Below are 22290 nucleotides of genomic sequence, written 5' to 3'. Positions count from 1 at the left end.
GAAGTACAGTGAGAGAAGCACAATGAGCTTAGCGCAACACAAAGAACAGTTTATTACATTGCAAAATGGAGATACGTTCTGTTATGCCGAACATGGGCAAGATAAAAATGGCACCGTTTTACTTATTGCGGGGCTTGGGCTTCAATTAGTTTATTGGCCCAGCGCATTGATAGAGCGGCTGGTAGCAAGCGATTTTCGTGTAATTTGCTTTGATAACCGCGATGCAGGTCGTTCTGTAAGAAGCACTACTCCACACCCTAGTGTACTGCAACAATTGCGTGGGAAAGCGCCAAAGGGAGCATACGGGTTAGAGCGCATGGCAGAAGATACTGCGCAACTTTTAGCCGGGCTACATGTTAAAAGCGCTCATATAGTAGGTATGTCGATGGGGGGAATGATTGCGCAGACACTCACAAGTATGTACCCAGACGTTGTTGAGTCAATGACATCCATATTTTCGACAACCGGCAGCAGAAGGGTAGGCCAGCCTTCTTACTCAACGTTATGGCGAATGGCGAGAGCAAAGGCCCCCAGAAGCGAACATGAGGCAATTAAAAATTACCACGCCATGATGACACACATTGGCGATAGCACGGCAGAGGGCGCAATAAGTCAATGGCAGCAGTATGCAAAACTGGCTTGGCAACGAAATGGCTCAAAGAGCGACTCAAAAGCTATGTTTCGACAAATAGGTGCGATCATGAAGTCTGGCGATCGTACCCAATTACTGAACAAAGTGGCAGCTCCCACATTGGTTATTCATGGTGATGTGGACCGGATGGTGCACCCCAGTGGCGGTGCTGCAACAGCGAAGGCTATTGCAGGTGCAAAGCACCAAGTCTTGCGTGGCTTACGTCACCAAATAGATACGATACAAGGCCATCGTATAGCCGATAGTATTTTAGCGCACATTCAATTAAACAAGAGAGCTTAAATAAGCGCCAATAGCATGAGACTTCACGATACTGTTGTGATGCTGATAAGCAATGCTGGTGTAGCGTTAAGCGGCGATTTTGAGCAAGTTAGTGAGACCGATTTTAATTGGCTAAAGAAAATAAAATTTGATGCGCCTGTCAACCTTATGCTTATGATTACGGTAGGTTTTATAGTACGAGAGAAATTGTCAGACATTTTTACACAACATATAAGATTAAATTTACTTAAGCTCTTAACGTCTGAATTGTAAAGCTTTTTATTGTTGGAATAATTTTTGCTTGGTTTGGTGTCTAATAGTAATGTAGTAAAAAGGCTAATTATGAAAAGAACACTTATTGGGTTGGTATCTATTGTCAGTGCGTTAAGCTTCAACGCGAACGCGGACCTTATTTTCTCGACTGACTTTCAAGGTTCAACAGTTGTTGATGAAACACTGACGAATATTAATTGGACGACGGAAGGTGTTTTGTCCCCTGGCGATATTTCTGCTGACTGGCCACTGTTTTCAACTGCGGATTCCAGTAATAAAGTTGGCGTAGACAGAAACCTTCACAATGAAGGGGCCTGGAGTGTTTTTATTGCGATTAACACGTTGAACGAAGGAATTCTTCTCGACTTTTTCAGTCTAGATGCCTTTATTTTCAATAACGCAGGAAACTACCAGGGAGCCAACGCGTCAAGAGATCTAGACTACTCCGTATCGATTCAAAACGCACTTGGAGATATATTGGTATCGACTACCGTTGACAATATTTTTAATGGCAGCGGTACATGGGAAAGAGGCAAACTCGTGATATTTGACCTGAATAATACGTATTTAGGTGCAAATAGTACCTACGAACTAGTTCTCACGGCAAGTGGTCAAGGCCCTGGGAACAATGCAGGCTTTGATAACGTATCACTTGTCGGTCGAGTTCCTGCTCCACAAACGTTCGGTTTAATGGTGATATCGCTTGCCCTATTTGGCTTGAGAGAGTGTCTTAAGCGAAAGTAAAACTTAAAAGGGTAAAATCTGGACACGATTCAGTCTAGAACTAGCTTAGCCCTCTCTTAGCTGTAGAGAGGGCTATTATGATTTGTGTTATGCCTATCCTGACCTAACTTAAGACTCTATTCCACTGTGTCATAGTTTTCAGCTGTCATGTCCTGCACTGGTTGATATCGGTTTGACTGCACACATTACTACCTTTCTGAAAGCATAATTTCCTCTAAAAATGGCAACCGTCTAGTACGCTTTACAGCTTAATTTTTCATTTGGCCTTACTTATTGATAATTACAGAAAATATTAGTTACTTTTTTTCCACTCAATTAGAAACAGAGCATTCCCGCTCTAAATTGAAATTACTATAATACCTGACTAATTTACTAGGTCTTATACTTGACCATTTTAGTCAGGTATGTGAAAATTCCGCCATACAGATAAAGGCGGGAGACAATAATGAAACTTACCTCTAAAGGTCGCTATGCGGTAACCGCAATGCTAGACGTTGCATTACATTCCAAGCGTGGCCCCGTTCCCCTTGCCGATATATCAGAAAGACAAGAAATATCACTTTCCTACTTAGAACAGCTGTTTTCTCGACTGCGCAAAGAGCAGTTGGTAGAAAGCGTACGTGGTCCTGGCGGCGGCTATTTACTGGGTCGCAGCGCTAATGAGATTGCCATAGGTGAAGTGATATCTGCGGTTGACGAATCGATTGACGCTACACGATGTCAAGGTCAAGCAGACTGCCAAGGCGGCGATCGCTGCTTAACACACAGTTTATGGCAAGATTTAAGCGATCGTATTTCTAGCTTCCTACATTCCATCACCCTTGGTGAGTTAATGGAAAAGCATGATGTACGAGAGGTTGCCGGTCGCCAAGACAGTAACAGTTCTCTTCGCAATATAGCTAATGACATTGAAGTCAGCATTAGACTTTAAATAGGCATTTATAAATATGGCATTATCACCCCCTATTTATTTAGATTACGCAGCGACAACCCCCGTCGACCCGCGCGTAGCCGACGCAATGGCAAAGTGCCTAACGTTAGATGGCAACTTTGGTAATCCTGCGTCAAGAAGCTATCGTTTTGGGTGGATGGCTGAAGAAGCTGTTGATATCGCTCGCAATCAAGTTAGCGATGCGCTTAACTGCGATCCAAGGGAAATTGTATTTACCTCCGGTGCTACAGAGTCGAATAATTTAGCGATAAAAGGCGTCGCAGATGGTTATGCATCGAAAGGCAAGCACATCATTACCGTTAATACGGAGCACAAAGCAGTGCTTGATACCTGTGAGTATTTGCAAGCACAGGGCGTTGACGTCACTTATCTTCAGGTAGGCGGCGATGGCCTAGTTAACTTATCGGAGCTAGAGGGCGCAATGAGAGACGACACTATCTTAGTCTCTGTCATGCATGTAAACAACGAACTAGGTGTAACCCAAGACATCGAATCTATTGGAAAACTTTGCCGTCAACATAATGTGTTATTTCATGTGGATGGAGCACAAAGTGTGGGTAAGGTTGCCATAGACCTCAATGAGCTACCGGTAGACCTATTGTCTATGTCGGCACACAAGTTCTACGGGCCGAAGGGCATGGGAGCGCTTTATGTGCGCCGCCGTCCTAAGATTAATCTAGAGGCACAGATTCATGGAGGCGGTCATGAGCGCGGCATGCGTTCGGGCACGCTGGCGACGCACCAAATTGTGGGTATGGGCGAAGCACTCGAATTAGCTAGTCGAGACATGGAAGCTGAAAACGAGCGTATTAAAGCGCTTCGTATCGCATTGTGGAATGGGCTAAGCAAGATTGAGGGCGTATACCTAAACGGCCATGAAGAAAAGCGCATAGCGGGTATTTTAAATGTCAGCTTTGCTGATGTAGATGGCGAAAGTTTGATGATGGGGCTAAATGATATTGCTGTGTCATCTGGCTCAGCATGCACATCGGCAAGTTTAGAGCCTTCGTATGTGCTCAAAGCATTGGGGCGAAGTGATGAACTGGCCCATGCAGGAATTCGATTTAGTGTGGGCCGATTTACGACCCAAGACGACATCGATTACGTAGTAAATAAAGTAACAGATGTAACAAACCGATTGCGGCAAGTGGCGTTAGCTTAAGATTTTTTAAAGCAAGTAGCGCAAAATACGTCGCTGAATATTTGAGTGGAATACTCAGGTATTATATAATACCGCACCAATTTTTAAGGCTGCCACCATTGTAAAATGCTTACTGCACGAGGTTTGTGCGGTGAATTAAGGGAAATTACCAAGACCGTGGGGTAATTTTCCAAGCCAAGGTGAATGGAAGGCTTAGGCAGTAAATGCAGGCAAACAAGCGAGACCCAAACATGAGTGAACAGATCGAACAGGCGTTAGAAAGAAAGTACGATGCTGGTTTTTATTCAGAGATCGAATCGGACACGTTTGAAAGCGGCCTAGATGAGTCGATTATTCGTCGCATTTCCGCAATGAAAAACGAGCCTGAGTGGATGCTCGAATGGCGTCTAAAGGCTTATCATGCATGGCTTGAAATGGAAGAGCCTGATTGGGCCCATGTGGAATACCCAAAAATTGATTTTCAGGCAATTTCTTATTACTCGGCACCAAAGAGTATGGAAGACAAGCCTCAGTCGCTAGATGAAGTCGACCCAGAGCTACTGCGTACTTACGAAAAGTTAGGTATTCCGCTGCACGAACAAGAAATGTTAGCAGGCGTTGCGGTAGATGCAGTATTTGACTCTGTATCAGTGGTCACAACGTTCCGCTCTAAGCTAGAAGAAGCTGGCGTCATTTTCTGCCCAATTTCTGAGGCAATTCAAAAGTATCCAGACCTTGTTAAGAAGTACATTGGGTCAGTAGTACCGCGTACGGACAATTATTTCTCTGCACTAAACTGCGCCGTGTTTACTGACGGTTCATTTGTTTACATTCCAAAGGGTACTCGTTGCCCAATGGAGCTTTCCACCTATTTCCGTATTAACGAAATGAACACCGGTCAGTTTGAGCGTACGTTAATCATCGCCGATGAAGGCAGCCACGTGAGCTACTTAGAAGGTTGTACAGCGCCGCAGCGCGATGAGAATCAGCTGCATGCCGCAGTGGTTGAGTTAGTCGCAATGGACGACGCCACAATCAAATACTCCACGGTTCAAAACTGGTATCCAGGTGATGAGAACGGTAAAGGCGGTATTTACAACTTTGTGACCAAGCGCGGTATTGCACACACCAACGCTAAAATCTCATGGACTCAGGTTGAAACTGGGTCAGCAGTAACGTGGAAGTACCCAAGCTGCATCCTTAAAGGCGACAACAGCGTAGGCGAATTCTACTCTGTAGCACTTACTCGTGGACGCCAGCAGGCCGACACCGGTACGAAGATGATTCACATGGGCAAAAATACGCGCTCAACCATCATCTCAAAAGGAATATCTGCAGGTAAAAGTAACAACGCTTATCGTGGTTTAGTGCAAATGGGGCCTCGTGCAGACGGCGCGCGTAATTTTACCGAGTGCGACTCGCTACTTATTGGCGATAAGTGTGGTGCACATACATTCCCGTATATCGAAAGTCGCAACCCGTCGGCAATAGTTGAGCACGAAGCAACAACATCGAAGGTAAGCGACGAACAATTATTTTTGTGTCGCCAACGAGGTTTAGACACAGAGAAGGCCGTTTCTATGATTGTTAACGGTTTTTGTAAAGAAGTATTCAAAGAGCTGCCAATGGAATTTGCCGTAGAAGCCGGCAAGCTGCTCGAAATTAGTCTTGAAGGTTCAGTGGGGTAATCAATGCTTAGTATAAAGAATTTACATGCCAGCGTAGAAGAGAAAAACATCATTAAAGGTCTTAACTTAGACGTTAAGCCTGGTGAAGTACACGCTATCATGGGCCCCAATGGTGCCGGTAAAAGTACGTTAGGTTATGTGTTGTCAGGTCGTGATGGCTACGAAGTAAGCGAGGGCGACGTAACGCTAAACGGTAAAGATTTGCTAGACCTTGAAGTTGAAGAGCGTGCCCGCGAAGGCTTGTTCTTAGCGTTTCAATACCCAGTAGAAATTCCAGGTGTAAGCAACATGGAATTTATGAAAGAGTCTGTTAATGCGATGCGTGAACAGCGCGGCGAAGAAGCACTTTCTGCTGCTGAGTTTTTAAAGAAAGCAAAAGAAGCCTGCAAGCAGGTGCAGCTGCCATTAGATTTTCTTAAGCGCGGTGTTAACGAAGGTTTCTCTGGTGGAGAGAAGAAACGCAACGAAATCATGCAGATGATTTTGCTAGAGCCGTCATTGTGTATCCTTGATGAATCAGATTCTGGCCTTGATGTAGATGCACTTCAGGTTGTTGCTAATGGTGTAAATAGCCAGCGCGACGGAAAACGTAGCTTTATTGTAGTAACGCACTATCAGCGTTTGCTCGATTACATTAAGCCAGATTTCGTGCACATTCTTGCTGATGGCAAAATTGTGAAGAGCGGTGACGCATCACTCGCCCACGAAGTAGAAAAAGAAGGTTACGCATTCCTAGGGAAGGCGTACGAGGAGGCTGAGGCATGAGTCAATGGCTAGATCAGGTCATTGGCGGGGCGCAGTTCGACGATTATTTAGCGCCCGTGCGTCAACAGGCCTTAACCCAATTAAAAGCCGATGGTTGGCCCGCTCGTCGAAATGAGAGCTGGCGTTTTACGCCGCTTACTTCTGTAGAAAAGCGCGAAGCGAAAACGACAACACAGGCCGACGTTCTGCCGGTACCCGATATCGATAACCTAAATGCTATCGACTTGGTTTTCGTTGACGGCGTATTGATCACGCAAGTGAATACGCTAGATGTGCCTAAAGGCATGACCATTACGTCGCTTAAGCACGACGATAAGGCAACGCAGCAAGCAATATCAAGCATTTACGGGCAAATTAAGCCTACTCGACACATGTTTGGGTTAGTTAACGATGCACTGTGCGAGCACGGTATTTTTATCAGTGTTGATGAAAATACTAAAATCGACACGCCTGTTCGTATTGTTAACATGGCCACGCAAAATGTCGATGCACATACTCGTGTTGTTGTGAAAGTAGCAAAGGGTGCAAGTGCCACTGTTATTGAGCAGGGCGTGGGCGACGTAGACAGTTTAACTACCGCCTTTGCTGAATACGATATTGCTGATGATGCGCATTTGGAGCATTATCGCTTTGCCATGTTCACAGCCGCGGCAAAGCAGCTCGGTGGAAGTCATTTTAAATTGCACAACCGCTCAACGCTAAATTCAACCATGGTAGGCTACGGCAGTGAGTTGTCGCGTTTGGATGTAGACATTCACCACGCTGGTGAGTTTGCTGATGCCAAAATGAATGCGATTTATTTGTTGGCGGAAGGTGAATTATTCGACCTTCACTCAACCATTGAGCATGCAATGCCAAACGGCACTACGGAAGAAAACGCTCGTGGTATCGTGGGTGATAAGTCTCGCGCTGTATTCAACGGTCGAATTCATATTCATCGCGATGCACAAAAAACGCTGGCAGAGCTAAATAATCGCAACTTGTTGCTTTCTCGCCGTGGTGTGATTAACACCAAGCCTGAGTTAGAGATTTATGCTGATGATGTTAAGTGTGCTCACGGTGCTACCGTAGCTGAAATTGACGAAGAAGCGCTCTATTACTTGCTAACTCGCGGTGTACCACGTAGTAAAGCACTGGTAATGCTTAACTTTGGGTTCATCCAAGAACTGGTCAACGATGTACCAAATAGCGCAATTCGCGAGTGGCTACAGCCGTTACTAAGCAAGCGCTTCTCCCAAATGGAGGTTAAATGAGCTTAGACGTTAACGCACTTCGTGCACAGTTTCCTATTCTTTCCAAAACTGTAGATGGGAAGCCTCTGGTATATTTAGATAACGCTGCGACCACGCAAAAGCCGCAGGCGGTTATCGACGCCATTGTCGATTTTTATACTGGCACAAATGCTAACGTTCACCGTGGGGCTCACCATTTATCAGACGAAGCAACTCGTCGCTATGAAAATGCGAGAGCAAGTGTGGCAAGTTTTATCAACGCCAGCGCTCGTGAAGAAGTTATTTGGACTGCGGGTACTACCGAAGCTATTAATATAGTGGCAAATGGGTTATCTCAGCTTTTAGCTGAGGGCGACGAAGTCATGGCTACAGAACTCGAGCACCACGCAAACTTGGTAACATGGCAACAAGCCTGTCGAAAAGCCGGCGCTACGCTCAATATCGTTCCTATTTTTGATAATGGTGAGCTAGACATTGAAGCGTTTGAAAAGCTGCTTTCTGACAAAACAAAGCTAGTTGCATTTCCACATGTTTCTAATGCATTGGGCACAGTGAACCCTATTAAAGTGTTGACTGAAAAAGCAAAACGCGTTGGAGCTTGGGTACTTGTTGATGGTGCGCAAGGTATTGCTCATGGCGGTGTTGATGTTCAAGACATCGACTGCGACTTTTACGTGTTCTCTGGTCATAAACTTTTTGGTCCTACTGGCATCGGTTGCTTGTGGGGTAAAAAAGAAATATTAGAGTCTTGGCCCGTTTGGCAAGTAGGTGGTGAGATGATTAAAGATGTCTCTTACCACGAAGCTACTTGGGGAGCACTGCCGAATAGACTTGAAGCAGGCACGCCTAACATTGCCGGTGCTATTGGTATGGGCGCTGCCGTCGAGTGGTTTAAACAACTCGATATCGAAGCTCTTCACGAGCATGAGACTGCACTTCTAAACTATGCTACTGAGCAAGCCGAAGCCCTTGATGGTATGCGAATTGTGGGTACAGCACCCAACAAAATTGGCGTGCTGAGCTTTTTATTAGATGGCGCTCATCCAGCGGATATTGGTTTTATTCTAGACAGGCAGGGCGTTGCCATTCGTACCGGCGATAACTGCGCTCAGCCTCTAATGAAGCGATTTGGTATTCCAGGTACTGCTCGTGCTTCATTTTCAATTTATAACACGCTTGACGAAGTGGACAGCCTTTTTGCTGCACTTAAGAAAGCAAAAATGATGTTGGCCTAAGGAGGCACCATGAGTGTTGAAACGTTTGTTCCAAGTACACAGCTCATCTCGCTTACTGACAGTGCCGTTAAGCATTTTGAGAGCAAGCTTAAAGATAAGCCAGGTCAGATCATTCGTCTTTCTACAAGAGTGAGTGGCTGCACAGGCTATGCTTATGTGCTGGATTTTGCTGACAGTGCAAAAGACGATGATGAGATTGTTGAAATATCGTCTGTGCTTAATGTGGCTATTGCGGCAGATGCAACAGACCTCTTAAAAAACACTGAAATTGACTACGTTCAAGAAGGTGTAAACGGTGTTATTAAATACAATAACCCAAATGTTGTTGACGAATGCGGTTGTGGCGAAAGCTTCAACGTTGGTTAACTTTGCAAAGACAAAAGAGCACTAGCAGTTTATGAAGCAAAAAATGGTGGTAACTGAGCGCGAATGTAAAGCGCGCTTGGTGCCGGCTGGAAACCCGACAGTCATTCCTGAGGGAGAATTTGTCAGCATAACCCAAGAGCTTGGCGGAAATTTTACCATCACCTGGCGAGGCAATATGTACCGCATAGACGGCACTGACGCTGGCGCCATTGGCCGCAAAGAAATGGTGTTAAGTTTCGAAGAGCCTAGCGATGGTCAGATAAGTAAGCAGCAGGTGTGGGATGCGTTGGAGACTATTTTCGATCCAGAGATCCCCATTAACCTAGTGTCACTTGGCTTAATTTATAAAGTCGACATAGACCAAGACAGCGGTAACGTAAACATTGATATGACGCTGACAGCCCCCGGATGCGGTATGGGCCCAGTTCTGGTTGGTGATGTTGAATATCGCGTTGCCATGGTTCCACATGTCAATGATGTAAACGTAGAGCTTGTATTCGATCCTCCTTGGTCTCGTGACATGATGAGTGAAGAAGCGCAGCTAGAAGCCGGTCTCTTTTTTTAAATACAGGACATAACATGCAATTACCAAGCAGTGAAGAAATTGTAGATGACTTGGCGTTCTTCGATGATTGGGAGCAACGCTACCAGTATATTATCGACTTGGGTAAGTCTATTCCAGGCTTGCCAGAAAACGAAAAGACGCCAAACCGCTTGGTTAAAGGTTGTCAAAGTAGCGTATGGCTAGTTGAGTCTTATGAAGATGGTAAGATCACATTCGACGTAGACAGCGATGCTGTTATTGTTCAAGGCCTATTGGCACTTGTGCTAGCAGCTTACAACAATAAATCTCCCCGAGAGATAACTCAGTTTGATGTCGATGGTTATTTTGAAGCGCTAGATTTAGAGCGCCACATTACGCCCACACGCGGAAACGGATTGCGCGCTATTGTCGGCAAAATACAAGACCTAGCGCAAGCTAATTTGTCGTAAAATAAAAATTGCAGACAAAGATAGCGCTTCTTTAGCGAAAAAATAAAGCGTACATAAAAGTTTAACAGAGATAAATAAACTTCAATGAAAAACTGATTTTACTTTAAATTCAGTGCTTTATTTCGCTCCATACATATAAAGCAACAGGCTGGTTTGGCTAAATCCAAGGCTTTGTTTTGAGGTTTCATAATAGTCACTAGTAAACGCGATAATTATTGCCTATAATTCGCCGCCAAAATTGAAAACACACTTTATTTGTTTGGAGAAAAAACATGGCTCTTGAGCGCACTTTTTCGATTATCAAGCCTGATGCGGTAGCTAAAAACGTAATCGGTGCAATTTACAACCGTTTTGAATCTGCTGGTCTTCGCATTGTTGCTTCTAAGATGATCCACATGAGCAAAGAGCAAGCGGAAGGTTTCTACGCAGAACACAAAGAGCGTCCTTTCTTTGGTGCTTTGGTTGATTTCATGACGTCTGGTCCGGTAATGGTTCAGGTTCTTGAAGGTGAAAACGCTGTTCTTGCAAACCGTGAAATCATGGGTGCTACAAACCCTGCTGATGCTGCTGCTGGAACCCTTCGTTCTGACTACGCTGCATCAATCGACGAAAACGCGGTTCACGGTTCTGATGCACCTGAATCTGCGGCTCGCGAAATTGCATACTTCTTCTCTGAAGAAGAGATTTGTCCACGTACTCGCTAAGTACAGACAAACAAAACCGACACAGAGTAGTTAATACTCGAAAACGAGGCTTCGGCCTCGTTTTTTTATATCTGGAAGAGGGTAAAGATACTCATCACTTTTTATGCAGAGCCATATATGATAGTATTTGCGCAAATTTTAAACACGTAAGCGCCGCTTAACACGCGTTAAAAATATGACTTCTTACTGCATGGCTTTTGTTATAAACGCACGGGTATTATGGTTTATAAAAATTAGCGTTTAAATACAAACGATAGTCTTATAAGCCTCTCTCTTCATTACATTTTTGCAGTAATAGTAATCTAAATTAAGCAGTTCGAGGTCACTTCCTCGCAAGGTAAAAGGGTCATTTTATTCATGGCAAAAACAAACTTATTAAATCTAAATCGCGAAGGCTTGCGCAACTTCTTTAAGGAAAAGGGGGAAAAACCGTTTCGCGCCGATCAGGTGATGAAATGGATATACCAGCACGGCGAAAGCGATTTTGAAAAAATGAGTAATCTCAATAAAAATCTTCGCGCCATGCTGATTGAGAACTGTGAAATAAAAGCTCCTGAAATTGCCTACTTCCAGGAAGCAAGCGATGGCACAATTAAGTTTGCGCTTACTCTTGAGGGCGGCCAAGAAGTCGAGTCTGTTTGGATCCCCGAGGAAGAGCGCGCTACATTATGCGTATCATCTCAAGTAGGCTGCGCCTTAGAATGTACTTTCTGTAGTACCGCGCAACAAGGTTTCAATAGAAACTTGAGCGTCAGTGAGATAATTGGGCAGGTATGGCGAGTCGCAACATTCTTAGGGCTTTCTAAAGATACTAGCCAGCGCCCCATTACCAATGTGGTGATGATGGGCATGGGAGAGCCGCTGCTTAATTTGAAAAACGTAGTGCCGGCAATGGACATTATGTTAGACGATTTCGGTTTCGGACTGTCAAAACGTCGAGTCACTTTGAGTACGTCAGGAGTCGTCCCTGCATTAGACATGCTGGGCGACCAGATTGATGTTGCCTTGGCTATTTCATTGCATGCGCCGAACGACGAGTTGCGTAATGAAATTGTACCTGTGAACAAAAAGTACAATATTGAAGCATTTTTGGCGGGTGTACGTCGCTATTTAGCGAAGTCTAAAGCGAATCAGGGTAGGGTCACCGTAGAATATGTTATGCTCTCCCACATAAACGACAGTACCGAGCAGGCTCACGAACTAGCGAAAGTACTTAAAGATACTCCGAGTAAAATAAACTTAATTCCGTTCAATCCTTACCCGGGTTCTCCCTACACATGCTCGAGTAACTCGCGCATTGATAGGTTTGCCAAGGTGCTGATGGAATACGGCTTTACCACGGTAGTACGAAAGACCCGTGGCGATGATATCGATGCTGCCTGTGGTCAATTAGTAGGCGATGTGGTTGATAGAACGAAAAGAATGTTAAAAAAACAGGTGAAGGGCGAAGCAATTTCGGTAAAAATAGCCCAATAATCATTAGGATATTAGTGTAAGACTATGCCAACTGGATTGCGAATGGGATTTAAACAAAGTGTGCGCGCCACAATTGCTGGCGCATCACTGTTTATCGTAGGCTGCGTAAGTAGCAGCCAGTCGGGTATTAATAGCGCAGATTTCGACGCGGAAGAAGCAGCTAGAACCCGCATGTCGCTGGGTCTTACCTATCTACAAAACAATAATTATACCCAAGCTAAACGCAATCTTGATAAAGCGATAGCGTTCGATCCGCGTTCTGCGGATGTCCAATATGCGATGGCCTACTATTATCAGCTTGTTGGTGAAAATCAGCGAGCTGAAAGCTATTACGAATCAGCGCTCGATCTGGAGCCCAATAACGGCGATATTGCCAACAGCTTTGGCGCATTTAAATGCCAAAATGGGCAGTACGAAAGCGCTAAAGACTTCTTCCTACAGGCTATCGATAATCGCTCTTATTCAAACGCAGCGCAAACTTACGAAAATTTAGCCCTTTGCGCGCAAAGCCAAAATAACATGTCAGATGCTATCGATTACTTTAAAAGCGCTTTGAAGCATCAACCTACCCGAGCAAAGACACTATTTTTACTTTCTGAACTTTATGCAGCTACGGAGCAGTGGAAAGACGCGAAGTCCATACTTAGACGATATGAGAGAGTTGCCAAAGTTTCTCCAGATTCGCTATGGCTCGCTTTTGAGATAGCCAAAGGAGAAGGTGACAAAGCCACTGCAAAAGGCTATGGCGATATGTTGATTTCCCTATTCCCAGACAGCACATTGACAAAACGGTATTTGGCGCAGCGTTCGCAGCTAGATGCTAAAGTGATAAAAACGGTCAAGTCTGTTGGTAAAGATAATACGGTTGAACAAACGGTATTGGTTGTCGAAAGTAGTGATGACGGGCAAAAGGGTGATGAACCTGCGCCTGAAATTACTTCGGGTGAAGTGGTATCAGAGACCGCGTCTGCTTTAAGAGCTGGCGAGGATATACAAAACAAAACCGCCGTTGAAACAACAAAGAGTGAAAGTAGCGGTAAATCAGACGATTTAACTGCGCAATCACCTAAAATCCATGTAGTAAAACCAGCAGAAAACTTATATCGTATTTCGCTATTATACAATATTAGAATGGCGAAGCTGCAAAAGTGGAATAACCTAGGGAATACTGGCGCTATTATTGCTGGTCAAAAACTTTGGTTAGTACCACCGAGTATGCAGGAGGAATAGAGGTTAATGGTGTCAGAAGAAAACGCGAGCAAAGAAGTTCATTCGCAAGAAGAAAAAAGTACGCCAAGCCCAGGAGCCTTTTTAAAAGAGCGTCGCGAAGCGCTGGGTCTTTCACAGCAAGATGTCGCGACAAAATTATTCTTAAAATCGTCACAAATCAATGATTTAGAGAATGATGCTATTGATGAGAAATCGTCGATAACCTTTACCAAGGGTTATGTAAGAAATTATGCAAGGCAGTTGGGGTTACCGTCAGATGAGGTAATTGAAGCCTTCGAGAAGTTTCATAATCAAAGTGAAGTGCCATCTTCTGAAAAGCTGCAGAGTTTTTCAAAGCGTGTTGCAAAACAGACACATGACGATCGCTGGATGATGGTTACCTATATCATTTTATTGCTGATTATTGGCGGTGTAGTGGTGTGGTGGTATCAACAGCCAAGTGACGATTCACCAACTGACGCTTCACTTGTGCAGTCGGTTAAAGATGAAGTTATTGCCTCGGCTCGCTCCCCTGAATCGAGTGATGAGATAGCGGTGACGAATGGTACTGTTGAACTCGATAATGCTTCTGGCACTGCAGGCCAAAGCACCTTTAGTCAAAGTGAGAATGCCCCCCAATCTGAAGAAATAGCCGATCAAAACCCGCAAAACAGCGCCGTTGTGGCCAATGCGCTGGACGATGGTCCAATTAATGCTCCGCCCTCAACAGTTGACGACAGTAATAATTTAACTGCTCTTGTTAGCGATATTACGGAAGACGACAACGTTGAACTGAATTTGGGTGAAGCTGAACAAGACTTAGCCTTTGGTGACGGCCCTTCGGCAGCCCCAATCTCTATGACGTTCACCTTTGGTGAAGATTGCTGGGTAAATATTGAAGACGCCACTGGTGAGGTTATCGCCACTGGCGTAAAGCGACAGGGACGCGTAATGGACATTCAGGGCATCCCGCCTGTTGCAGTTACACTTGGCGCGCCTGATAATGTGCGCATATCAGTTAATGGCGAGCCAGCGAATATCGCGTCATTCCAAAACGGAAAAATTGCTCGCTTCACGCTTCCTTTATAGGTATTTAGATGTTTGCAGAAAGCCCTATTAAACGCAGAAAATCAACGCGCATTAATGTGGGAAACGTTCCCATAGGCGATGGCGCTCCCATTGCTGTTCAGTCAATGACGAATACGCTAACCACGGACGTTGAGGCTACGGTTGCGCAAATAAATCGCATCGTTGCTGTTGGTGGTGACATTGTGCGTGTTTCGGTTCCTACTATGGACGCGGCCGAGGCCTTTAAAGAAATAAAGCGTCGGGTCAATGTGCCCTTAGTTGCAGATATTCACTTCGATTATCGCATAGCGCTGAAGGTTGCCGAGTATGGCGTGGATTGCCTGCGAATTAACCCAGGTAATATTGGCAATATGGAGCGCGTGCGCTCGGTAGTCGATTGTGCGAAAGATAAGAATATCCCCATTCGTATTGGTGTGAATGGGGGGTCTTTAGAAAAAGACTTGCAAGAAAAGTACGGTGAGCCTACGCCAGAGGCGTTAGTTGAATCGGCCATGCGTCATGTTGACATCCTCGATAAGCTAAACTTCGACCAGTTTAAAATTAGCGTTAAGGCTTCTGATGTGTTTTTAGCCGTGGGGGCATATCGCCTTCTCGCTCGACAAATCGATCAACCTCTGCATCTGGGTATTACCGAAGCCGGTGGTCAGCGTGCCGGTGCAGTAAAAAGTGCCGTAGGGCTGGGAATGCTCCTTGCCGAGGGGATAGGCGACACCATCAGAGTGTCGCTTGCTGCCGATCCGGTTGAGGAAATCAAGGTAGGTTTCGATATTCTCAAGTCGTTGCGTATCCGTTCACGGGGTATTAACTTTATTGCATGTCCAAGTTGCTCTCGTCAGGAGTTCGACGTTATCGGAACGGTTAATGCGTTGGAAGAGCGCCTGGAAGATATATTAACACCTATGGATGTGTCTATTATTGGCTGCGTGGTTAACGGTCCCGGCGAGGCGGAAGTCTCTGATTTAGGCCTTACTGGCGCTAGAAACATGAGCGGATTGTATGAGGATGGTAAACGCGTAAAAGAGCGCCTACCTAATGATGACTTAGTAGATAAGTTGGAAGCAAAAATCCGCGCCAAGGCTTCTCGCATCAGCGACCAAAACAAAATTCAGGTATCGGTGAAAGACTAAGCCTGTAACGTTGTTGTTTGTTCCCAAAGCCCCTATAATGCGGGGCTTTTCACTATTTAGCAGTATGAGAATTTCACGTGGCTAAGACTATTCAGGCAATACGAGGCATGAATGACTGCCTTCCGGAAATATCCGGTACATGGCAGAAAGTAGAATCGGTACTTCGCCAAGTCGTTGCGAACTACGGTTATCAGGAAATACGTACCCCTATTGTTGAGAGTACAGATCTCTTCAAGCGTTCTATCGGTGAAGTCACTGATATCGTTGAAAAAGAGATGTATACCTTTGAAGACAGAAATGGCGACAGCTTAACACTTCGTCCAGAGGGCACAGCGAGTTGCGTTCGAGCCGGCAATGAGCACGGACTTTTGTACAATCAGCAGCAGCGCCTTTGGTACATGGGGCCTATGTTTCGCCACGAGCGTCCGCAAAAAGGACGCTATCGCCAATTCCATCAGTTTGGTGTAGAAACCTACGGTATTGATGGTCCGGATATCGATTTAGAAGTTATTTTGCTAAGCGCTCGTTTTTGGAAAGCGTTTGGCATTGAAAAGCACGTTAAGCTTCAAGTTAACACGCTTGGCTCTAATGAAGCACGAGCGGCGTATCGCGATACACTGGTCGAGTTTTTAAAAGCAAGAGAAGACCAACTTGATGAAGACTCAAGACGCCGTTTAGAAACTAATCCTCTTCGCGTACTCGACAGCAAAAATCCGGACGTTCAAGCTGCAATAGCCGATGCGCCGTCTTTAATCGACCATTTAGATGAAGAGTCGAAAGTACACTTTGAAACCTTGTGTGCAAGGCTGAGCGAAGCCGGTATCGCATACGAAGTTAATCCGAGATTAGTTAGAGGTTTAGACTATTACAACCGCACTGTTTTTGAGTGGGTAACCGATAGCTTAGGCGCTCAGGGAACTATTTGTGCAGGTGGACGATACGATGGCTTGGTAGAGCAGCTTGGTGGTAAGGCTACACCGGCGGTTGGCTTTGCTATGGGTATAGAGCGTTTAGTGCTGCTAATCACTACGCTGAGTGAAGAAGCGCAAGACGATAGCTTCGCCGATGTTTATGTAACTGCTATGGGCGATGATACTCAGTCGTATGCCATTGAAGTGGCTGAACACCTAAGAAATATATTGCCCGACGCACGCATCATGATGCATTGTGGCGGCGGGAACTTTAAAAAACAATTAAAGCGCGCGGATAAAACCGGTGCTCGTCTAGCGCTACTTTTAGGCTCGGACGAAATGCAGTCACGCAATGTGGGAGTAAAGCCACTACGCGATGGTCAAGAGCAAGTTACAGTGAGTTTTGATAGCCTTTGCGAAAAAGTATCTGAACTGCTGGGCGAGAAATAAAAAGAGGACATCATGGAACAGTTCGCAACAGAAGAACAACAAGTAGAAGCGATTAAGCGTTTTTGGAAAGAGCATGGCACGGCTATTATTGTCGGTGCAGCACTTGGTTTAGGCGGTCTTTTTGGCTGGCGCCAATATTCAGATATGCAAACTGAAAGCAAAGAAGCCGCTTCAGTCGCCTATCAAAAAGCGGTAGAGAACTTCTCTGAGCAAGGCAACAGCGCTGGCTTAGAGGCGTTCATCGAAGAAAATAAAGATACTGGCTATGCTAGTATTGCAAGTCTTTTGGCAGCGAAAAAAGCAGTTGAGGATGGCGATCTTGATGCGGCAGCATCTCACTTGAATCAAGTGATTACATTTGCTGACAACGCTCAAATGAAAGAGCTAGCATCTGTTCGACTAGCGCGAGTACAAATTGAAATGAACCAGCTTGACGCTGCGTTGTCTACGCTTGGCACGGTTGCAAACGAAGCGTTTTCTGCACAGGTATCGGAATTGAAAGGTGATATCTATAAGCAGCAAGATAAGTTCGACGAAGCTCGTTTAGCATACTCAAGTGCACTAGAAGAAAATGCCAACAATCCGCTTTTGCAGATGAAACTCGATAATCTTGCTGTTGAAGCAGCACAGTAATCGCGCTTTGAAAGGCTGATAAAAATTAAAGAGGTACGCAATTTGTTTCACAATACCAGTGGCCGTAAAGGTCGTTTTGCTCGCGCTGTTACCATGGCGATGGCGGTATCGATTACTCTATCTGGATGTTCAACGGTTTCAGACTGGTTTGCCGATGAAGAAGAACTTGAAATTCGTCGCTTAAAGCCCATTGAAGCGAAGTTTTCGCCAGCCATAGAGTGGGAGCGAGATATTGGCGACGGGGTAAATCATTACTTTTCTCGTCTAACCCCTGTATACGCGTACGACAAACTTTATGCAGCAGACCGTCACGGCAACGTAGTGGCAATGAAGCCAGACTCTGGCGAAGTAGTGTGGGAGAAAAACTTTGCTACATTTCGCTCAGAAGGCATGCTTAGTTCGGTAAGTAATTTGTGGAGCAGTGGCGAAAGCGCTCGTATAGGCGGTATCTTTGTCGCTGATAAGCACCTTTTCGTTGGCACTGAGAACGGATATATCGCAGCCCTTGATGCCGAAACAGGCGATTTGGTGTGGGATGCAAGTGTGCCTGGGGAAATTTTGGCAGCGCCTGCGGCCGATGACGGTATTTTGGTGGTAAACACCGGAGCTGGAAGTTTATTCGGCTTTAATATTCGCACCGGCGAGCAGCTGTGGCGTCATGAAGGTGATACTCCGCCACTAACATTACGCGGTATCTCCGGTCCCATTGCGTCGAATGGCGGTGTCATTGTTGGAGCGCCTACTGGAAAAATCCAGGTGAATCTTATCGACTCTGGTGTACTGGCATGGGAAACCGTTATTTCAACCCCAACAGGCGCAACAGAGCTAGAGCGGATTGTAGATATTGATACTACGCCGGTACTGTATGGCGGAACTATCTATACCGTATCGTACAACGGTACGCTTGCCGCAGTAGAACTGCGCTCTGGTCGTGTCATTTGGAAACGTGAGTATTCATCATTCCGTAACTTGAACATTGACGGCAACCAAATCTTCGTTGTTGATAATACCTCTAACGTTTACGCGTTAGACAGACGAAATGGCGTAGAGCTTTGGTCGCAGGGGCTGCTCAAGCAACGCTCGCTAACAGCAGCTACACCGGTTGGTGAGTATGTAGTTGTTGGTGATAATTGGGGCTATCTACACTGGATAGAAAAAGAGAGTGGAGAAGTTGTAGCTCGCTTGGATGTGGGTGGCGACGATGAAGACGACGCTATCTATGCTGCTCCTATTGTAGTAGAAGACTCTATTGTTGCTGTCACACGTAATGGTGTGGTGGTGTCGGTGAATGTCCCTTAAATTGAACGCTCCCTGAGTAAGTTGTCTTAAAAAACAGTAAACAACCTTACTCGAAAAGCATGACATTTACAGTACTCAAAAAGCGTCGTTTTTAACGGCGCTTTTTGTTTTTAAGTATTTCCCTTTGCTATTTCTTTCTCCTGTTAATCTGAATTGGTATTAACCCCCTTAAAGGGTATAATGCGCCCATTCAAAAACCGCAAGTAGTAAACGAAGCATAAGTGCTGGTATTTTTAGCACGGATAAATTCGTTGTTTAACGCTTGCGGTTTGTGCTTTTTAGCTTTCATGACCTCTAGGATCTGATAAATGTTACCCGTTGTTGCTCTGGTTGGCCGTCCCAATGTGGGAAAGTCGACCTTATTTAATCGTCTTACTAATACTCGCGATGCACTTGTTGCAGACTTTCCCGGCCTTACGCGGGATCGAAAATATGGCCAAGCCAAATTCGAAAGACGTCAATTCATTGTAGTTGATACCGGGGGCATAACAGGAGACGAAGAAGGCATAGATGCTGAAATGGCTCAGCAGTCTCTTCTTGCCATTGAAGAGGCTGACGTTGTGATGTTTTTGGTTGACGCCAGAGCTGGCCTGTTGCCGGCAGACCAAGGTATTGCGGACCATCTTCGTCGCATTAATAAAAAAGTATTCATTGTTGCCAATAAAGTAGACGGCATTGACGGCGACAGTGAAAGCGCTGAGTTTTATAAACTTGGCCTGGGTGAAGTGAAGCAAATTGCTGCCGCTCATGGTAGAGGCGTAAGCCAGTTGTTGCAAGATGGCTTGGCACCTCTTGAATCTGAATTTCCAGATATGGAAATTGTAGAAGAGGTTGAGCATGAAGGAGAAGAGGACGCAGAAGCACAGCGTCAACGGCTTCAAGACTTACCCATTAAGCTCGCTATTGTAGGAAAACCTAACGTTGGTAAGTCAACGCTCACCAATCGCATTTTAGGCGAAGAGCGAGTAGTGGTATACGACGAGCCGGGTACAACTCGCGACAGTATTTATATTCCAATGGAGCGAGATGAGCGCGAATACGTGCTTATCGATACGGCTGGGGTGAGAAAGCGCAAGAAAATTAATGAAGCGGTAGAAAAGTTTTCTATTGTGAAAACCCTTCAGGCTATTGAAGAAGCTAACGTTGTATTGTTGGTAATTGATGCAAGGGAAGGAATTACAGATCAAGACTTAAGCCTACTAGGGTTCGTTTTAAACTCTGGTCGCTCTTTGGTTTTAGCGGTAAACAAGTGGGACGGTTTAAGCACTGATGTTAAAGATGATGTAAAACGGGAAATGGACAGACGCCTAGGCTTTGTTGATTTTGCGCGTATTCACTTTATTTCGGCACTTCACGGTTCTGGCGTGGGAAATTTGTTTGCATCTGTGCAGGAAGCGTATCAAAGCGCGACTAAGCGAATTAATACGTCAATACTAACGCAAATTATGGAAATGGCGCAGGACGACCATCAGCCACCTCTGGTAAGAGGAAGACGCGTGAAGATGAAGTATGCTCACGCGGGTGGGTATAACCCTCCTGTTATTGTTATTCATGGCAACCAAGTTGACGACTTGCCTAACTCCTATAAGCGATTCTTGATGAATTATTTCAGAAAGGCGTTGGAGATCATGGGAACGCCGATAAAAATTGAGTTTAGAGAAGGGAATAACCCCTTTGAAGGTAAGAAGAATAATCTTACCCTTGCTCAGCAAAGAAAACGCCGTCGAATGATGTCGTTTTATAAAGATAAAAAATAGCTGTTTAGATCTAACTACTTTTGCGCTGCATTTGAGCAATTATATTGTGCAGCGCGCTAAAGTAACTCTCTTATGCTCCGCGCTAAAGTAATTCTCTTATGCTTCGCGCTACAGTAACTCTCTTATCTTCGCGCTAAAGTAACTCTCTTATGCTTCGCATAAGTACCGACTCTTTTGGCACATCGACGTTCTGCATAAGTTCGTCGACAAGTGGGTCGGAAAAGTCAGCTGGAAAAGTTGTCGCTATCTTGATTATTTTATCGTGTTTTCTGAATACGTAAGTTGTCGCATAGAGCGTGGGGGATTTTTCTGATTGTGCTGCAATACCCAGCCTCCAGCCGTTTTCCTCTCCTTTAGATTTATAGGGCGCAGCTGGATTAGCAAGAGTTAACGTCAATTCCTGCGCCTTGGCTATCTCACCTGTTTTTTCTAAATCTGCCTTCAACTGCTCATTAAGTAGTAGGTTATTCTCCTTGCTCAACTTATGCGTGAAGGGATATACGATGATATCAAGTAACGCTTCTTCATAAGTGGGGTGAACATATCTTGTGATAGCCCCACTAAAAGGGTCTGCATACAATTGAGTGTCGAGTTTTTTGAATTCGCCCACCGTTTGTGGCACAACAAGTTCACGTTCGTAGTTGCTAGCGTCAAGTGCTTGGTAAAGGTAGCTGGCAGAAAATAAGTTTTGCTTAATTGCGAGGTCTCGCCATTGAGCTACTAATTCAGCGGCATAGTGTGCTTTCCCGTTTTGCGAAATTTTCGGCACATTTACTTGAAGCACGTGTGAAGCTATCTCCATACTGCGCCACTGCAATGTTATTTCCGCTAAGTGTGCATTTTCGTTACTCACATTTGCAATAAGCAGCTGATAGTCACTTTTTTCTTCATAGGGATGTAAAGAAGAGAAGAATGACGATTCCCGGAGCGCGTCAATAAATGTATCTGGCGCAATGATGTCTTCTTGGCATGCACTATTTTCTGCAGCCGATTCTGTTAACGTGTTTTCTTCACACTGCCTTACAACAAGAGACGACGGATAAGTGGAAAATGCAGATACTGGAACGGCTATAACGCTAGAGCTTGAACTCGCGTTAATCAAATCTTGTGTGGCAGCATTTATACCTGAAGCCACAGCTTTAGTACTAGCGGTGTGAGCAAGCAAGGCCAAACAAGTCGTTACCAAACACGCTTGCCTACCCAATGTCATCCCCAATGCCATCCCCAATTTAAGCAGTGTGAGTCGGGATGCTTTTTGCGAAGCACCGGCATTTATCGCTAACTCCTTGCGACACCAATTCATCATTGAATTGGCAACTTAGAAATCATGCCG

The 22290-nt window shown here is 45.1% G+C and carries 21 protein-coding genes; 20 read left to right on the top strand and 1 reads right to left on the bottom strand.

The genetic code is table 11. The features are described from left to right. The first annotated feature begins 22 nt into the window (after window positions 1-22). The 20 genes from CW735_RS13495 to der all read left to right on the top strand — a co-directional run bounded on the left by CW735_RS13495 (window position 23) and on the right by der (window position 20957). Window positions 23-934 (top strand): alpha/beta fold hydrolase, encoded by a 912-nt coding sequence (locus tag CW735_RS13495; RefSeq protein ID WP_100972608.1) that lies wholly within the window; start codon window positions 23-25, stop codon window positions 932-934. A gap of 321 nt (window positions 935-1255) precedes the next feature. After that, window positions 1256-1930 (top strand): hypothetical protein, encoded by a 675-nt coding sequence (locus tag CW735_RS13485; protein ID WP_100972604.1) that lies wholly within the window; start codon window positions 1256-1258, stop codon window positions 1928-1930. Between the two features lie 445 nt (window positions 1931-2375). Continuing rightward, window positions 2376-2861: a Fe-S cluster assembly transcriptional regulator IscR gene (iscR, locus tag CW735_RS13480; RefSeq protein ID WP_071980165.1), complete on the top strand. Its 486-nt coding sequence runs from the start codon at window positions 2376-2378 to the stop codon at window positions 2859-2861. Window positions 2862-2877: 16 nt separating this feature from the next. After that, window positions 2878-4044 (top strand): IscS subfamily cysteine desulfurase, encoded by a 1167-nt coding sequence (locus tag CW735_RS13475; protein WP_100972602.1) that lies wholly within the window; start codon window positions 2878-2880, stop codon window positions 4042-4044. A gap of 230 nt (window positions 4045-4274) precedes the next feature. Next, on the top strand, window positions 4275-5711 hold the full coding sequence (gene sufB, locus CW735_RS13470) for a Fe-S cluster assembly protein SufB (RefSeq protein WP_032097237.1): 1437 nt from the start codon (window positions 4275-4277) through the stop codon (window positions 5709-5711). Window positions 5712-5714: 3 nt separating this feature from the next. Continuing rightward, a complete protein-coding gene (gene sufC / locus CW735_RS13465; RefSeq protein ID WP_100972600.1) occupies window positions 5715-6476 on the top strand; it encodes a Fe-S cluster assembly ATPase SufC in 762 nt (253 codons plus the stop codon). Continuing rightward, a complete protein-coding gene (sufD, locus tag CW735_RS13460; protein ID WP_100972598.1) occupies window positions 6473-7729 on the top strand; it encodes a Fe-S cluster assembly protein SufD in 1257 nt (418 codons plus the stop codon). The genes sufC and sufD overlap by 4 nt, the downstream gene beginning before the upstream one ends. Further along, a complete protein-coding gene (locus CW735_RS13455) occupies window positions 7726-8943 on the top strand; it encodes an aminotransferase class V-fold PLP-dependent enzyme (protein ID WP_071980161.1) in 1218 nt (405 codons plus the stop codon). The genes sufD and CW735_RS13455 overlap by 4 nt, the downstream gene beginning before the upstream one ends. Before the next feature lie 9 nt (window positions 8944-8952). After that, a complete protein-coding gene (locus CW735_RS13450; protein WP_071980160.1) occupies window positions 8953-9309 on the top strand; it encodes a HesB/IscA family protein in 357 nt (118 codons plus the stop codon). A gap of 31 nt (window positions 9310-9340) precedes the next feature. Next, window positions 9341-9874, top strand: coding sequence for a putative Fe-S cluster assembly protein SufT (gene sufT, locus CW735_RS13445; RefSeq protein WP_071980159.1), 534 nt, complete (start codon window positions 9341-9343; stop codon window positions 9872-9874). Window positions 9875-9888: 14 nt separating this feature from the next. Beyond that, window positions 9889-10302, top strand: coding sequence for a SufE family protein (locus CW735_RS13440; protein ID WP_100972596.1), 414 nt, complete (start codon window positions 9889-9891; stop codon window positions 10300-10302). A 272-nt stretch (window positions 10303-10574) separates the two neighbouring features. Further along, complete coding sequence (ndk, locus tag CW735_RS13435) at window positions 10575-11006, top strand: nucleoside-diphosphate kinase (RefSeq protein ID WP_012519000.1); 432 nt, start codon at window positions 10575-10577, stop codon at window positions 11004-11006. A 357-nt stretch (window positions 11007-11363) separates the two neighbouring features. After that, window positions 11364-12482 (top strand): bifunctional tRNA (adenosine(37)-C2)-methyltransferase TrmG/ribosomal RNA large subunit methyltransferase RlmN, encoded by a 1119-nt coding sequence (locus CW735_RS13430; protein WP_071980157.1) that lies wholly within the window; start codon window positions 11364-11366, stop codon window positions 12480-12482. A gap of 42 nt (window positions 12483-12524) precedes the next feature. Continuing rightward, entirely contained in the window at window positions 12525-13712 is a 1188-nt protein-coding gene (gene pilW, locus CW735_RS13425; RefSeq protein ID WP_100972594.1) for a type IV pilus biogenesis/stability protein PilW, read from the top strand. A gap of 6 nt (window positions 13713-13718) precedes the next feature. Next, window positions 13719-14780, top strand: a complete 1062-nt coding sequence (locus CW735_RS13420) for a RodZ domain-containing protein (RefSeq protein ID WP_100972592.1) — start codon at window positions 13719-13721, stop codon at window positions 14778-14780. Between the two features lie 8 nt (window positions 14781-14788). Further along, window positions 14789-15907: a flavodoxin-dependent (E)-4-hydroxy-3-methylbut-2-enyl-diphosphate synthase gene (gene ispG / locus CW735_RS13415; RefSeq protein ID WP_100972590.1), complete on the top strand. Its 1119-nt coding sequence runs from the start codon at window positions 14789-14791 to the stop codon at window positions 15905-15907. A gap of 77 nt (window positions 15908-15984) precedes the next feature. Then, on the top strand, window positions 15985-17268 hold the full coding sequence (hisS, locus tag CW735_RS13410) for a histidine--tRNA ligase (RefSeq protein WP_071980154.1): 1284 nt from the start codon (window positions 15985-15987) through the stop codon (window positions 17266-17268). A gap of 12 nt (window positions 17269-17280) precedes the next feature. Further along, complete coding sequence (locus tag CW735_RS13405; RefSeq protein WP_071980153.1) at window positions 17281-17901, top strand: YfgM family protein; 621 nt, start codon at window positions 17281-17283, stop codon at window positions 17899-17901. 42 nt (window positions 17902-17943) lie between these two features. After that, window positions 17944-19200, top strand: coding sequence for an outer membrane protein assembly factor BamB (gene bamB, locus CW735_RS13400; RefSeq protein WP_100972588.1), 1257 nt, complete (start codon window positions 17944-17946; stop codon window positions 19198-19200). 308 nt (window positions 19201-19508) lie between these two features. Further along, entirely contained in the window at window positions 19509-20957 is a 1449-nt protein-coding gene (gene der, locus CW735_RS13395; RefSeq protein WP_071980148.1) for a ribosome biogenesis GTPase Der, read from the top strand. Between the two features lie 133 nt (window positions 20958-21090). Here the strand turns inward: der and CW735_RS13390 are convergent, their stop codons facing one another. Continuing rightward, window positions 21091-22263: a hypothetical protein gene (locus CW735_RS13390; RefSeq protein WP_157812696.1), complete on the bottom strand. Its 1173-nt coding sequence runs from the start codon at window positions 22261-22263 to the stop codon at window positions 21091-21093. Window positions 22264-22290 lie beyond the last annotated feature (27 nt).

Source organism: Alteromonas sp. MB-3u-76, from assembly GCF_002831605.1.
In the GTDB taxonomy this organism is placed as follows: Bacteria; Pseudomonadota; Gammaproteobacteria; order Enterobacterales; family Alteromonadaceae; genus Alteromonas; species Alteromonas hispanica.
Note: the sequence above shows the minus strand (reverse complement) of the source record. Positions and strands in the feature narration are given on the sequence as shown.